This is a genomic window from Nitrosopumilus sp. (assembly GCF_025698945.1).
In the GTDB taxonomy this organism is placed as follows: Archaea; Thermoproteota; Nitrososphaeria; order Nitrososphaerales; family Nitrosopumilaceae; genus Nitrosopumilus.
The window spans coordinates 675,127-689,702 of sequence record NZ_JAILWM010000001.1; the positions used below are offsets into that span (position 1 = coordinate 675,127).

The window sequence follows — 14,576 nt, forward strand, 5'->3', positions numbered from 1 at the left end:
AAATAAATAATTATTTTTTATGGACGCAAATTATGAGATATTTTTGTGGATAATTCAAAATCAAAAAAAGATTCATGAAGAATACATTGAGAGAATTTCTTAGAGGTTATCTGTAATCTGCTTTGTGAATTCAGTTGTACTCATAGTACCACCAATATCCTTGGTCTTCATTCCTGATTTTACCAAATCAAAAATTGTTGCTTCTAGTTTTTCTCCAACTTCAATGCATTTGGAATGATTATTTTTAGAACCTAGCCAATCACACATCATTTTAATAGATAACAAAAATGAAGAGGGGTTTGCAATATTTTGTCCGGCAATATCAAATGCAGCACCATGAACTGGTTCAAACAATGCAAAAGAGTCACCAATATTTGCAGCAGGGGCCATTCCTAATCCGCCAACGACCTGAGACGATTCATCAGATAAAATATCACCAAACAAATTTGTTGTAACTATAACATCAAACTGTTCAGGCTGGCGAATTAAATTCATGGCACAAGCATCAACATACATCTCCTCAAAAATAATATCAGGATATTCTTTTGATACTTCATTACATGATTTAGCAAACAACCCATCAGTTACTCGCATAACATTAGATTTATGAACACATGTTACTTTTCTCATGGAATCACGACGTTTTGCAGTCTCAAATGCATATTTTGCAATACGTTTGGATGCTTTTTCAGAAATTATTCGTAGGGCAACTGCAGAATCCCCAACTGAGAATTCTTTTCCAGTGTAAAGATCTTCGGTGTTCTCTCTGACGATTACCATATCAATATCATCTCTTAAAGCAGGCATGTGAGGATAGGATTTTGCAGGACGGATATTTGCATACAAATCAAGCATTCTACGTAACACTACAATAACATCCGCAGCTGATTCTCCAACAGGGGCTTTCATGCAAGCATCAGATTGTTTTATCACATCAATTGTTTCATCAGGTAATGCTTTTCCAGTTTCTTCAAGTGCCTTATCACCAGCAGATAATTTTGTAACATCAAATTTCAAATCAAGTTTGTCATGTATTGCATCAAGAACAGAAATTGCAGATTCAGATAATTCAGGCCCTATTCCATCACCAGTAATTAATGAGATTTTATACATATTATCACACCAATCAAAGAGAATTTTAGGATTTAGCTAACCTGCTTTTCTTGTAGCATTTTTTTGAGCATTATTCTGTTAATAGCGTCAATTACAGCCTTAACTGATGTTGTAACAATGTCCTCACCAACTGATTTTGCTGATACCTTGTTTCCTAATGCATCTTCAACTTTTACAGTAACCTCACATAATGCGCTAGATCCACCTGAAATTGATGCCAATCCGTAATCTTTAATTCTAATTTCAGATATCTTTCCAGTAATTTTTTGGATAGCATTTAATGCGGCATCAACTGGGCCAACACCATAATCAGTTCCAATATGATCCTGACCATCAATGTTTAATTTTACAAATGCATAAGGCATGGTTCCAATTCCTGTTGAAACTGAAAATCCTGTCAACTGTACTATTCTTTTTAGTTCCTTTTCACCTAAGACATCACTTGCAATGGATAACAACTCCACATCTGTGATTTGTTTACCAGCATCACCTAACACTTTGACTTTCTCTAAGATTTTTTGTGATTGCTCTTCAGTTGGTTTTATACCATACTCTGCAAGCATTGCATTCATTCCATGAACTCCTGCATGTTTACCAACTTGGAGCCACCTCTTTCTTCCAACTAATTCAGGACTAATTGGCTCGTATGTGAGAGGATTACTCAACACACCATGAGTATGAATGCCTGATTCATGACCAAATGCATTGGTTCCAACTATTGCTTTGTTAGGCTGAACGATTATTCCAACAGTCTTGGAGATGAATCTAGATGTGTCATAAATTAATTCAGATTTGATGTTTGTCTCATATTTCTGCTCAAATGGAAGACACTTCAATGCCATTGAGAATTCTTCTAATGAAGCATTGCCAGCTCTCTCCCCAATCCCATTAATTGTTACATGTGCACAAGATGCACCAGCTTGAATTCCAGCTAAAGAATTTGCAACTGCTAATCCAAAATCATTATGACAGTGAACACTTACTGGAAGTTTTGTAGCTTCAACTGTATCTTTAGTAATTGCTGCCATGTATTCTGGAGTAGAGTATCCCACAGTGTCAGGAATATTGACTCTATCGGCTCCTGCTTTTGCAACATCACCAAATACTTTTTTTAAGAATTCCCTATCAGTTCTCGAAGCATCTTCAGCAGAAAACTCTACTTGAAGACCTCGTGATTTTCCATATTCAACTGCCTCAATAGCCTTTTCAAGTGCTTGATCACGTGTCATTTTGAGTTTGTACTCCAAATGAATATCAGAAGTTGCAATGAATGTGTGAATGTAATTTAGTCCAGCATCAACTGCAGCATCAATATCTTTTTTGATAGTTCTAGTTAATCCTGCAATTTCACAAGACAATCCTTCAGAAGTAATCATCTTAACGGCTTTGAATTCCCCATCGGAAATTACAGGAAATCCAGCTTCAATAGCATCAACTCCCAATTCATCAAGTTTTTTTGCAATTGCTAATTTTTGATCTGGAGATAGTGATACTCCAATAGTTTGCTCGCCATCTCTTAATGTTGTATCAAATATTCTAACTTTCATGCCGCCCCACTCCTCTGTAATGCAGCTACACCAGTTCTTGCAACATCAAGTATTCCAAATGGTCTTGCTAATTCTTCAAATGCCTGAATCTGATCAGGTGTTGCAGTTAATTCAACCATAATGGAGTCTTTCTTCACATCATGAACTTTGCCACCATATGCATTGGCCAGTTTATTAATTTCCATACTATCATTAGCATTACTTAGTTTAATCTTAAAAAGACTAAGTTCTCGATAAACAGTTTTGTGCTCATCTAAATGCTTGACTTCTACAGTATCAATCATTTTATCGAGTTGTTTTACAATCTGTTCAACTTGTTTTTCATCACCATATGTGGTGATAGTCATCCTAGAATATTCTGGATTTTCAGTAACTCCTACCGAGATACTATCAATATTGAAATTCCTTGATCTGAAAAGATGAGTTACCTTAAACAAGATACCAGGTTTGTTTTCAACTAAAATAGAAAGAATTGCCCACATTTCAAATCACTATGATGGTAATATCATATCCGAAAGCGAAGTTCCAGGAGCGACAAATGGCAAGACATCCTCTTCAGGATCAATTGGAATATCAATTACTGTAGCAACATCACTACTTAATGCAGTTTTTATTGCTTTATCAAGTTCATCCATTGATTGTGCTCTAAGTCCTTGAGCTCCGTAAGATTCAGCTAATTTAACATAATCAGGACATTTTCCTTGATCAACTCCAATCATTCTTCTATCATAGAAAGTTCTCTGCCATTGAGCTACCATTCCCAATGTAAAGTTGTTTAAGAGAAATACAATTACTGGAATGTCTTCTAAGACAGCAGTTGCAAGTGAATTTTCTGTCATGCTAAAGCTTCCATCACCGGCAATATCCACAACAGGAACATCAGGTTTAGCTACTTTGGCACCAATGGCTGCTGGAAATCCCCAACCCATTGTTCCAAGACCAGTTGAACTAAAGAAAGTTCCAGGTTGAATTACATCATAAAATAATGATGCCCACATTTGATGTTGTCCTACTTCAGTTGTAACAATTGATTCTTTAGGTAATAATTCTCTAAGTTTTCTTAAAATTTTTGCCGCACCCATTTCTCCTGGATGGAGTTTCAAGTTTTCTTTCCAGTATGCTTTAGTTTCCTTTACATGTTTAATCCAAGTGGTCTCTTCTGTTTTCTTTATTGAACGTTGTAAAAGCAATTTAACCATGATTCTAAGTGATGCTCTAACATCACCAACTACGGCAACTGATGTTGTTTGGTTTTTACCAATCTCTGCAGGGTCTACATCCATATGAATAATTTTTAATCTCTTCTCAAATGCTTCAAATGTTCCAACAGACCTATCTGAGAATCTAGTACCAATTGCTAAAACACAATCAGCTTCTGCCATCATTTTATTTGCCTCTGCATGTCCATGCATTCCAATTGGCCCCAATGACAACGGATGGTTTTCAGGAAAGGCTCCTTTACCTTTGAATGTTGTAACTACTGGAAGCATCAATGTTTCAGCAATTGCCTGTAATTCGGCAAATGCTGATGAAATTATTGCTCCACCACCAGCTAAGATAATGGGTTTTTCCGAATTAAGTAACATATCAATTGCTTTTTCAACTGCAACGATGTCTGGATCATTCCATGGATGATAACCTTGAATTTTAAATTCATCAGGAAATATCATCTGTGCTTCATTTGTTTGAACATCTTTTGGGATATCAATTAGTACTGGTCCGGGTCTTCCGGTTTCAGCAATGTAGAATCCTTTTCTTACTGCCATTGGTACTTCTTCAGCACTTCTTGGTTGAAATGCGTATTTTACAACAGGATTTGCCATTCCAATAATATCACTTTCCTGAAAGGCATCGCGTCCAATCATTGCAACTGGTACTTGGCCAGTTACTGCGATCATTGGAGCTGAATCAGCTTGGGCAGTAGCAATTCCAGTCAAAATATTTGTAGCACCAGGACCAGATGTTGCAAAACATACACCAGGTTTTCTGCTCACTCTACCAAAACCATCTGCCATATGTGCTGCAGATTGTTCATGTCTAACCAAAATATGTCTAATATCACATCTGGCAAATTCATCATACATTGGAAGATTTGCACCTCCCGGTAAACCAAATACTTGTTTGACGCCTTCTTTTTCCATGGCTGTCATCAAAGCCTTTGCACCTGTCATAGTTTCCATTTTATTCATCAAATTAATCGCCATAATTTTAATGTGTTAAAATTAAGCACACTTTACAATAGAAGATCAACTAACAATACTATGTCATGTTGTCCTGTAATTTTTGTGCTCATTGAAATCAAAAAAGAAACCATTTGATAATTAATAAAGATTATCAGAGAAATAATCGGTATTTTAGTCATCATTTTCATAAGACTTAAACTGAGAATTTTCATATTTGAAACGAGTGTTTTGACTGATAATGAAGAAATAATTAGAATTATTGAAACACTCTTTGAAGCAGGAATATCAAAGGATTTGTCTGTTCTAAAGGACATACACCTAGATGATTCAAAATTTTCAAGTTTTAGTGATTTGCCACCTTATGATCTTAAAGATTACAAAACCACAATAGAGCTAGAAGAGTTAAGATTTGTTAGTATTTCGGATTATTCTTATGAGATTAAAAATCCAAAGATTAGTGTTTTTGGAGATACAGCAGTTGTAGCATTAGAATTAATTCAGAAAGGAATGCTAGTAGATAACAAAGCATACACAGGGGAACACATGATCATTAATGGTCGGGCAACATTTGTTTTAGTAAAACAACAAACATGGAAAATTGCCCACATTCATCTATCAAAAATATAGAAACTCTAGTTTTTAGGTTTGTTTTGTGGTTTGTTTGATTTGTTTTGATTAGGTTTGTTTTGTGGTTTGTTTGATTTGTTTTGATTAGGTTTGTTTTGTGGTTTGTTTGATTTGTTTTGATTAGGTTTGTTTTGTGGTTTGTTTGATTTGTTTTGATTAGGTTTGTTTTTGAACTTGTTATTTTTGGATTTGAATTTTGATTCTTCATTAACCAATTTTTTGTATAAATTGAATGCTTGTTCCACATTCATGTTTCCATGTACAATAGAGCGCACTGCTCTAATCATAGCAACTGGATGTTCTGATTGCCAAATATTTCGTCCCATATCAACTCCAACGGCTCCGCCTTTGATTGAATTATACGTTAATTGTAATGCATCTCTTTCAGGAATCTTCTTTCCACCTGCAACAATTATTGGAACAGGACATGATTGAACAACTTTTTCAAAATTTTCACAATAGTATGTTTTGACAATATGTGCACCTTGCTCAGCTGCAATTCTACAAGCCAATGAAAGATAACGAGCATCTTTGCCTAGCTCCTTTCCTACTGCAGTAACTGCTAAAACTGGAATTCCATATTTTGTAGCCTCACTTACTAGTTTTCCAAGATTCACAATAGTTTGATACTCATATTTTGAGCCAACAAAGATAGACATTGCTAATGCACTTGCGTTTAGTCGTATTGCATCTTGAATTGATACAGTGATGTCTTCTTGAGATAAATCATCACCTATAATACTTGAACCACCAGAAACTCTCAAAACCATTGGAGTACTAGTTGTTGCAGAAACACAAGTTCTTTGAACACCTCGTGTAAGCATCAAAGAGTCACAGTGTTTCAATAATGGCCCAATTACTTTTTTTGGATTTTCTAATTTTTCAGTAGGCCCTAGAAAATATCCATGATCAACTGCAAGCATCAAAGCTCGATTATTTTGTGGTTTTATGATGCTTGCAAGTCTATTTTCTAATCCCCAATCCATATCTCTTCGATTTTGAAAGAATAGAAATACCTTTCTTAAGCCTTTTTATTTTGTGATAATTATTTTCATTGCATTATCACCGGTGCGTGCATGATCAAATGCTTTTTGTGAATCGTCAATATTGTAAGTGTGAGTGATTAGTTGTTTCACATCAATCTGAGAACTCTCAATTAGATCCAATGCGGATTTTGTGTCTTGATCAGAAGCAGCATAACTTGTTACAAGTGTAATTTCTTTAGAATAGATTTTACTCATATCAAGTTTCAATGATGCACCTTTTGAAGGAACACCAAACATCATGATTGCCCCACCTTTTCTAACAATATCTATAGCATCATCTAAAGCCTTTAGACTACTAGTAGCAATAATAGCAACATCTACTCCTTCCCCAGCTGTTTGTTCCAGTATTTTTTGTTTCCTTGAATCATCTTTTGAATTAATAGAATCAGTGATATTGAATTTTTTAGCAAAATTAAGCCTAAACTCATTTACATCCAAACAAAATATTTTTGAAAATTTCTTTGCATGAGCTAACATCACATGCATCATGCCTGTAGGACCCACACCAAAAATAGCAACAGAATCATTTTCGCGATAAGAAAACTTTGTCCAAGCACGAACACAGCATGCCAATGGTTCAATCATCGCAGCTTCTTGAAAACTTAACGAATCTGAAATTTTTAGAACACCACCATGAGACACATTCCATGCTGGAACAACATACTCTTCAGATAATCCACAAGGAGAAAGGTTTGTTTCATAATATTTTTTACACATAGTTTCGTTTCCATGTTTACAAAAATGACAATCATAACATGGAACATGATGATGAGTAAATACCCTATCACCTTTTTTGAATTCAGTAACACCAGAACCAACATCAATAACAATACCTGCGGGTTCATGTCCCAAACGCATTGATGGTTGACCATATTGTCCAAATACTTTTTCTAGATCAGAGCCACAAATACCACAAGCTTGCATTTGAACTAAAATATCACCATTCCCTAAGACAGGTTTTTCTGTTTCATCTATAGAAATTTTTGATGGCTCTTTTACAAAAGCTGTTTTCATGGAATGACAATAAATGATTGATTATAAGTAGATTAAAGCAATTAGACTCCAAGAATCTTCTTGAGCATTAATCTATAATCAACTTCAGTTTTTTCACTTCCAGTAGCAGGCAATGCAAAAACCAGAGTTGATTTTTCTGCTCTGAGCTCTGTTAATTCGTCATTTATGGATTCTGTAATATCATCACTAACTAGAACCAATCCAACATCTGAATCATCAGTTAATTTCCTGATTTCATCAAGTGCTTTTTGCGGAGTTTCAGAAATTACTCCTGGAACACCAGCTAATTGAAAACTAGTGACAAAGGATTTGCTACCAACAGTGAAGATTTTCACAGTTAAAATTTTTCTGCATTCTAATTTAACCCTTTTTGGCAGGCATTTAGCAAGAAAGATTGATTTACTCAAAAAAATCAGTGAACTCATGGCAGAAATTGACACTCAGAAAGATATCTATCTATTTCTTCATGGAAGAATGGATCTAAAAGAAAAGGCAACAAATGCACTGACTACAAAGGGATTTTCTAATGAGAGAATCATCATGGCATTACCTAACAAAGTAGGAAATGTGGGAGATTATATGGCAATGTTATGGATGCCACCAAATCCAGATCACATCAAAATTCAACAAATTACTAAAGTTGAACAAGTTGAACCAGAAGGAATGATCGGACTCTGGAAAGGTGTTTCAAAAGACGATATTGATACAGTTCAACTTTAAGAACTAACTAAATCCAGCACCAAATTCAGTTCCTTTGTTTAACAGATCACCAGAATCAGAATTTTTTAATTTTCTAAACAACAAAGTCTCATAAACTAACTTCATTGCTTCTTCATCATCGACATTACAATCTTCTTTGATTAGATTTTTGTATTTCTCTAGTTTTTCAGCATCTTGTTCATCAGGAGAAATATTATCATGTACCATAAGATTTGCAATTTTTTCTATTTCAGAATTTTGTTGGTCATCATTCATAATTTTGCATATAGGTTCTAGTTATTAACACATTCGAATAATTTACTACAAATCTGAAATTAATCCTGAAACAAAATCAGAAAATTCTTCATCTGAGAAAATAATTTCCTCGGTTTGATTTTGACTCTGTGCTAGCTTTGCAGATTCTAAATGATAGCAAGTTTTTTTCCCATTAATCACTCCAAAATAGAATCCAGGACATGAACAAAAATTATTTTCAGGATCAATCCAATACTCTTCCCCTTTACCAACGACAGTCCAAATTTTTCGTTGACTAGGCTCAAAAGTGTGAATTTTTACACGCTTTTCAGATACGATTGATTCTAGTCTATCAAAATCTTTGTTCATAAGGATTTAATCAGATATCTTTAGTATAACTTTGATGCTGCATTCAAGAATCATACCATCAAAACCTGCATTGATTTTGGAGGGTAAAAAAAAGAATCTAGTCATAACAGACATCCATATTGGATTTGAGAGTAGCATGGCATCAAATGAGATTTTCATTGGTAAAAATTCCACAATTAAAGAAACAATTAAAGAGATTTCAGAAATAATCGATAATGAAAAACCAGACTCCATAATTTTATTAGGAGATGTAAAATCAAGTGTAAAAAATATCTCAAGAAATGAATGGGATGAAGTTCCAATGTTTTTCAAAGAAATTAGCAAAAAATGTGATGTAATACTAATTCCAGGAAATCATGATGCAAATATTCAGAGATTGGTTCCAGAGAATATTTCCATGATTAGTTCTACGGGAATGGTAGAAGAGAATATTTTGTTAACGCATGGTCATACAATGCCTTCAGAGAATTTTTCCCATGTGGATAAAATTATCATGGGGCATTTACACCCTGTGTTTTTTCAAAAAGACTCAGTAATGAACGGACAAAGAGTGTGGTTAACCATAAAAACTGAAAAAGAGAAAATATTTCCAAACAAATCTGGAGAATTGGAAATTACAATTATTCCATCATTTAACAAGTACTTTTATGCGACACATAGAAAAAAATACAAAAAATCAATTTCACCAATAATAGATAGAATCAAGACAGCATCATCTGCAAAAATAATTACATTAGATGGATCAATTATTGGAAACGAATCAATGATTGAAAATGTAATTTAACTTATTTTTGTAACAAAGGTTCCTTTATGGGCACAATTAGGACATCTTTGTGATTTTGCCCATACTTTCACAGTTTCAGAATAAACAACTTGAATTTCATAAAAATAACCACAATTACTGCAAGTAACATTTGCAGAGTAAGTGTTTTGATTCCAATCATCATTTGGGGTCCTTGTGAATTTTTCAAGCAAAGAGCGCCCTTTCTCAGAAATCCTATAGAGAGTTAAATCATGAAATCCTGGTTTGTCATCAAAGGGAATTCGCTGCACGAGACCATTTTCATCAAGAAAAACCAAAATATCTTTTAATTTGAATTCGGGGATTTTTATTTTAACAAAATTCTTCTTGACATTATTTTTTAGATATACAAATCTAATTCCATCATTATCAAATTTTTCAATTCTACTTAGAACTTCATCAAGTTCATCATCAGCGAATTTTTTTGCCATATTTTTAATGAGAATACAAGTCTTTATGTTTTTTAAAATTATTCAAATTCATCATATGGCTCGATTGGATCTTTGGTAGTTTTGTTATTTTTTAACCACTCCAATGTTTTAACAAAAGAATCAGCCAATTCTAATGTTGTTAAAACAGGAATTCCAAGCTCCAAAGATTTTCTTCGAATTTGATATTCATCATCTAACATTCCAACATATTTTTCCAAAGTGGATGTACTTGGGATATTTATTATAAAATCAATTTTTCGTTCATAGAGTAGATCAGCAATATTGGGTTTTCTTCCAGGTTCTGATATCTTATGAACAATTTGGATTTGTCCAATTTTTTCTTCAAAGAATTCTGCTGTATGTTCTGTTGCTAAAATTTTAAACCCAAGGTTTTTCAATTTGGCAATTGAAGAAACAAGTTTTGCTTTATTTTCAGCACCACCTACAGTGACAAGTGCAGTTCCAGTTTCTGGAAGATTGTAACCTACAGAAGTCAATCCTTTGGATAAGGCATCATAGAAACTGTTTCCAAAACAAGCTGCCTCACCAGTAGATTGCATCTCAACACCCAATGCAATATCAGCTCCTTCAAGCTGCATAAAGGAAAACTGTGGAACCTTAATTCCATAATTATGGATTTTTTGCCATTTATTTTCAGGGATTTTAGGCAGGGGTTTATTCAAAATAGCCTTTGCAGCAAGGGAAATAAGATTCAATTTAACAAGTTTTGAAACAAATGGCATTGAACGTGACGCTCTAATATTTAGCTCAATTACATAGACATGATCATCGTGGACGAGAAATTGTAGATTAAATGGACCTATTACATTAAATGTTAATGCAATCTTTTTTGTGTATTCATTAATAGTTTCAATTGTTTTGTTGCTAAGACGCCAAGGAGGAATGCACATCATTGCATCTCCAGAATGAACACCTGCACTATCAATGTGTTCAACTATGGCACCAATTACAACTTCTTTACCATTACTTATTCCGTCAACATCAACTTCCAAAGAATTTAACATAAACTTTGAAATTACAACGGGATGATCTGGTGAAACATCAGTTGCTTCTTTAACATATGTTTTAAGTTCATCTTGAGACCAGACAACTTTCATTGCAGCACCTGACAAAACATAAGAGGGTCGAACTATCACAGGAAAACCGACATCTTGTGCAAATAGTTTTGCTTCGTTAAGATTTGAAAATGCCTGCCATTTTGGTTGTTGGATGTGAAGTTTATCAAGTTCTGCACTAAACTTTGAACGATCTTCAGCTCTATCAACATCCTTTGCACTTGTACCCATAATATTCACACCATGTTGTGCAAGTCCCAGAGTCAGATTATTTGCAGTTTGTCCTCCTACGCATGTAATAATTCCTTTAGGATTTTCAAACTCAACAATATCCAAGATTCGTTCCTGAGTTAGCTCCTCAAAGTATAACCTAGTACAAATATCATAATCAGTAGATACTGTTTCAGGATTGCAATTAACTACTGAAACATTTTTTTCACCATTTTCTTGCAGCCCCCAAACCATATTTACGGTTCCCCAATCAAATTCTACACTACTTCCAATTCTATAAGGTCCAGCTCCTAGTACAACAACCCCTTTTTCATCTGCTGGAACTTCAATATCATTGGAATATCCCCCATAAGTAAGATAGAGATAATTTGTGACTGCGGGCCATTCAGCAGCTAGGGTATCGATTTGTTTTACTGATGGAATCACACCTAATTTCTTGCGTAAATCACGTATTTCATCAGGGTTTTTGGTTGTGGCCTTTGCAATTTGCTTATCAGAAAACCCCATTTTTTTAGATTCCCAGAAAAGTGAAGTATCAAGTTCTGATTTTTGTAATTTTGATTCAACATTAACAATGTTTTTTATTTTTTCAATAAACCACGGATCAATACTAGATAGTTTGTAAATTCTTTCAACTGAAATTCCCATCTTTAATGCAATTGCAACATTATACAAAATATGATCATCCTGATGAGATAATTTATTTTCTATTTCTTCTTCATTGTATGTTTTTTCAGTAACACGATTTAAGACTAGTCCGTCATTTCCAATATCTAACATACGTATAGCTTTTTGAAGAGATTCCTCAAATGATCTACCAACGGCCATAACTTCACCAACAGATTTCATGGTTGGTCCTAATCTTCTATTTACAAGCTCGAATTTTTCAAAATCCCATCTTGGATGTTTACAAACAATATAATCTAGAGAGGGTTCAAAGCAAGCAGTTGTGCTTTTTGTTATTCTGTTAACAAGTTCTGATAAGTTGTATCCTAAGCCAATCTTTGCAGACATGTAAGCAAGAGGATAGCCAGTTGCTTTACTTGCAAGTGCAGATGAACGTGATAGTCTAGGGTTTATTTCGATTGCAACGTATCTGTCAGATTCTGGATCAAGAGCATACTGAATATTGCACTCACCAACAATACCCACATGTTTTGTAGCTCGCAGTGCAGCAGAACGCAACATATGATATTCATGATTATCAATTGTTTGCGATGGTGCAACTACAATGTTATCACCAGTATGAGCTTTCATAGAAAGAACATTTTCCATATTACATACAATTACATTATTTCCATCATAATCTTGCATTACCTCATATTCGATTTGCTTCCAATGTCCAATGTATTCCTCAATTAAGACTTGGCCTACTAAACTGGCTTTAAATCCCCTCTCAACAATCTCATGAAGTTCAATTTCATTGTAAGCTACCCCGCCTCCGCGACCTCCAAGTGTGTACGCAACACGCACAATTACAGGATAGTTTAGTTCTTCAGCAGCCTTTTTTGCATCATCAAAGTTTGTAACAGTTTTACTCTTTAGAACCGGAACATCACATTCTTTCATAGAATCCTTGAATAGCTGTCTATCTTCGGTTCGCTGAATTCCAGTAACTTGTGTACCTAGAACCTTAACGCCATATTTTTGTAAAATTCCAGCTTCATCAAGTTTTACGCCACAATTAAGAGCAGTCTGTCCACCATATGCTAGCATTATTCCATCAGGTCTTTCTTTTTCAATAATTGATTCAACATAATCTGGATTTACAGGAAGGAGATACACCTGATCTGCAAATCTAGTATCAGTTTGAATTGTAGCAATATTTGGATTGATTAAAACAGTTTTTAGTCCATCTTCACGAATTGCTTTAAGACATTGACTTCCAGAATAATCAAATTCTCCAGCTTCACCGATTTTAATTGCCCCACTTCCCAGTACAATTATTTTCTTTAACGATTCATTTAGTGGCAATTTTTCAATTCTCCATAAGTCGCTTTAATTCTTCAAAGATGAATTTGCAATCATAAGGACCAGGTGCAGCTTCGGGATGAAATTGTACTGCAACACATTTTTGTTTTTTGTGTTTGATTCCTTCAACTGTTTTATCATCTGCATTTGTAAACCATAATTTAAAATCAGATTTTTCTAATGATTCAGGTTTGATTCCGTAACCATGATTCTGACTAGTAACATATACTTGATTATTATCTAAATTAACACATGGTTTGTTTTGTCCACGATGTCCATATTTTAATTTGTAAGTTTCAGTGTTTCCTGCAATTCCAATTATTTGTGCACCTAAACAAATTCCAAGTGTTGGAACATTATTTTCAATTAATTTTTTAGCAGTGTCAATTGTATCAGGACATTTTTGTGGATCACCTGGACCACTACTAAGTACTACCCCATGAGGTTTGTAAGACATTATTTTCTCATAAGGAGTATTCCATGGAAGTAAGATTGCTTTGTAACCTAGTTCGCGAACATTTCTCAAGATTGCATTTTTTGCACCAGTATCAACTACAACAACTAGTTTATCACCATCGCCATAAACTCGTTCTTCTTTAGTAGATACTATATCCATGAATTGTTCGGAATTGTAGTGGGTTGCAGAGGACAATTCCTTTTTGACATGTTCTACATTAATTTCTGAATCAGAGACAACAAGTGCTGCCATCATAACACCACTTGATCTAAGTTTCTTGGTTATCTCCCTAGTATCAATTCCTGAGATTCCAGGTATTTTTTCATTATACATCCATTCATCAAGAGTCATTGATAGATTCCAATGACTTGCAGTCAGAGATAACTCATGAACAACCAATCCACGAATTTGTATTTTATCAGATTCAAAGAATTTAGGGATACCATCCTTATCAACTATTGAGGGATCTGGAACACCGTAATTTCCAACAAGAGGGTATGTCAGAGTAAGAATTTGACCATTATATGATGGATCAGTAAGTGCTTCAGTATAGCCCACCATTCCCGTATTAAATACAATTTCACCAAAAACAGTAGTAGAATACCCAAAACCTTCACCATCAAGAACAGTACCATCATCAAAAATCAGTTTTCCAAACTTTTTTGCGTGGCTTGATTTCTTTGTAGTAATTGTGACCCTCGTAAAGTCCGATTTAATATGAATTTAAGTTTTGTGAGGATAAAAAATGAAAAAAT

The 14,576-nt window shown here is 34.4% G+C and carries 14 protein-coding genes and 1 pseudogene; 3 read left to right on the forward strand and 12 right to left on the reverse strand.

The features are described from left to right. Positions 1-99: 99 nt before the first annotated feature. From K5790_RS04315 to ilvB, 4 genes are read right to left on the reverse strand one after another with little or no spacing between them, the layout of a single operon-like run. Positions 100-1,113: an isocitrate/isopropylmalate dehydrogenase family protein gene (locus tag K5790_RS04315; RefSeq protein ID WP_297592710.1), complete on the reverse strand. Its 1,014-nt coding sequence runs from the start codon at positions 1,111-1,113 to the stop codon at positions 100-102. 32 nt (positions 1,114-1,145) lie between these two features. Further along, complete coding sequence (locus tag K5790_RS04320) at positions 1,146-2,660, reverse strand: 2-isopropylmalate synthase (protein WP_297592712.1); 1,515 nt, start codon at positions 2,658-2,660, stop codon at positions 1,146-1,148. Beyond that, the gene (gene ilvN, locus K5790_RS04325; RefSeq protein WP_297592714.1) at positions 2,657-3,142 is read right to left on the reverse strand and encodes an acetolactate synthase small subunit; all 486 of its coding nucleotides are present in this window, start codon (positions 3,140-3,142) and stop codon (positions 2,657-2,659) included. The genes K5790_RS04320 and ilvN overlap by 4 nt, the downstream gene beginning before the upstream one ends. 9 nt (positions 3,143-3,151) lie before the next feature. Beyond that, positions 3,152-4,849 carry a biosynthetic-type acetolactate synthase large subunit gene (gene ilvB, locus K5790_RS04330; RefSeq protein ID WP_297592716.1) on the reverse strand — a complete coding sequence of 566 codons (1,698 nt, stop codon included), beginning with the start codon at positions 4,847-4,849 and terminating at the stop codon, positions 3,152-3,154. Positions 4,850-5,071: 222 nt separating this feature from the next. Here ilvB and K5790_RS04335 point away from each other — a divergent pair, with 222 nt between their 5' ends. Further along, positions 5,072-5,470: a nuclear transport factor 2 family protein gene (locus K5790_RS04335; RefSeq protein WP_297592718.1), complete on the forward strand. Its 399-nt coding sequence runs from the start codon at positions 5,072-5,074 to the stop codon at positions 5,468-5,470. Between the two features lie 5 nt (positions 5,471-5,475). On the opposite strand, the pseudogene lsrF reads toward K5790_RS04335, so the two are convergent. The 3 genes and pseudogenes from lsrF to K5790_RS04350 form a co-directional block, all read right to left on the reverse strand. Further along, positions 5,476-6,465, reverse strand: a pseudogene (gene lsrF / locus K5790_RS04340) (3-hydroxy-5-phosphonooxypentane-2,4-dione thiolase); the annotation flags it as partial. Between the two features lie 36 nt (positions 6,466-6,501). Further along, complete coding sequence (locus K5790_RS04345) at positions 6,502-7,530, reverse strand: zinc-dependent dehydrogenase (RefSeq protein WP_297592720.1); 1,029 nt, start codon at positions 7,528-7,530, stop codon at positions 6,502-6,504. 41 nt (positions 7,531-7,571) lie between these two features. Continuing rightward, complete coding sequence (locus K5790_RS04350; protein WP_297592721.1) at positions 7,572-7,865, reverse strand: V-type ATP synthase subunit F; 294 nt, start codon at positions 7,863-7,865, stop codon at positions 7,572-7,574. 88 nt (positions 7,866-7,953) lie between these two features. On the opposite strand from K5790_RS04350, the gene K5790_RS04355 reads away from it, so the two are divergent. Beyond that, positions 7,954-8,250, forward strand: coding sequence for a hypothetical protein (locus tag K5790_RS04355; RefSeq protein WP_297592723.1), 297 nt, complete (start codon positions 7,954-7,956; stop codon positions 8,248-8,250). A gap of 3 nt (positions 8,251-8,253) precedes the next feature. Here the strand turns inward: K5790_RS04355 and K5790_RS04360 are convergent, their stop codons facing one another. Both K5790_RS04360 and K5790_RS04365 read right to left on the reverse strand, forming a co-directional pair. Continuing rightward, positions 8,254-8,505 (reverse strand): hypothetical protein, encoded by a 252-nt coding sequence (locus K5790_RS04360; protein ID WP_297592725.1) that lies wholly within the window; start codon positions 8,503-8,505, stop codon positions 8,254-8,256. Positions 8,506-8,550: 45 nt separating this feature from the next. Further along, a complete protein-coding gene (locus tag K5790_RS04365; RefSeq protein ID WP_297592727.1) occupies positions 8,551-8,853 on the reverse strand; it encodes a hypothetical protein in 303 nt (100 codons plus the stop codon). A gap of 34 nt (positions 8,854-8,887) precedes the next feature. Here K5790_RS04365 and K5790_RS04370 point away from each other — a divergent pair, with 34 nt between their 5' ends. Further along, a complete protein-coding gene (locus K5790_RS04370; RefSeq protein ID WP_297592731.1) occupies positions 8,888-9,637 on the forward strand; it encodes a metallophosphoesterase in 750 nt (249 codons plus the stop codon). On the opposite strand, the gene K5790_RS04375 is transcribed toward K5790_RS04370, so the two are convergent. The 3 genes from K5790_RS04375 to carA are packed head-to-tail and all read right to left on the reverse strand — an operon-like array spanning position 9,634 to position 14,469. After that, on the reverse strand, positions 9,634-10,086 hold the full coding sequence (locus tag K5790_RS04375; RefSeq protein WP_297592733.1) for a hypothetical protein: 453 nt from the start codon (positions 10,084-10,086) through the stop codon (positions 9,634-9,636). The genes K5790_RS04370 and K5790_RS04375 overlap by 4 nt on opposite strands. A gap of 38 nt (positions 10,087-10,124) precedes the next feature. Beyond that, the gene (gene carB, locus K5790_RS04380; RefSeq protein ID WP_297592736.1) at positions 10,125-13,367 is read right to left on the reverse strand and encodes a carbamoyl-phosphate synthase (glutamine-hydrolyzing) large subunit; all 3,243 of its coding nucleotides are present in this window, start codon (positions 13,365-13,367) and stop codon (positions 10,125-10,127) included. Between the two features lie 4 nt (positions 13,368-13,371). After that, positions 13,372-14,469, reverse strand: a complete 1,098-nt coding sequence (carA, locus tag K5790_RS04385) for a glutamine-hydrolyzing carbamoyl-phosphate synthase small subunit (RefSeq protein WP_297592987.1) — start codon at positions 14,467-14,469, stop codon at positions 13,372-13,374. Positions 14,470-14,576 lie beyond the last annotated feature (107 nt).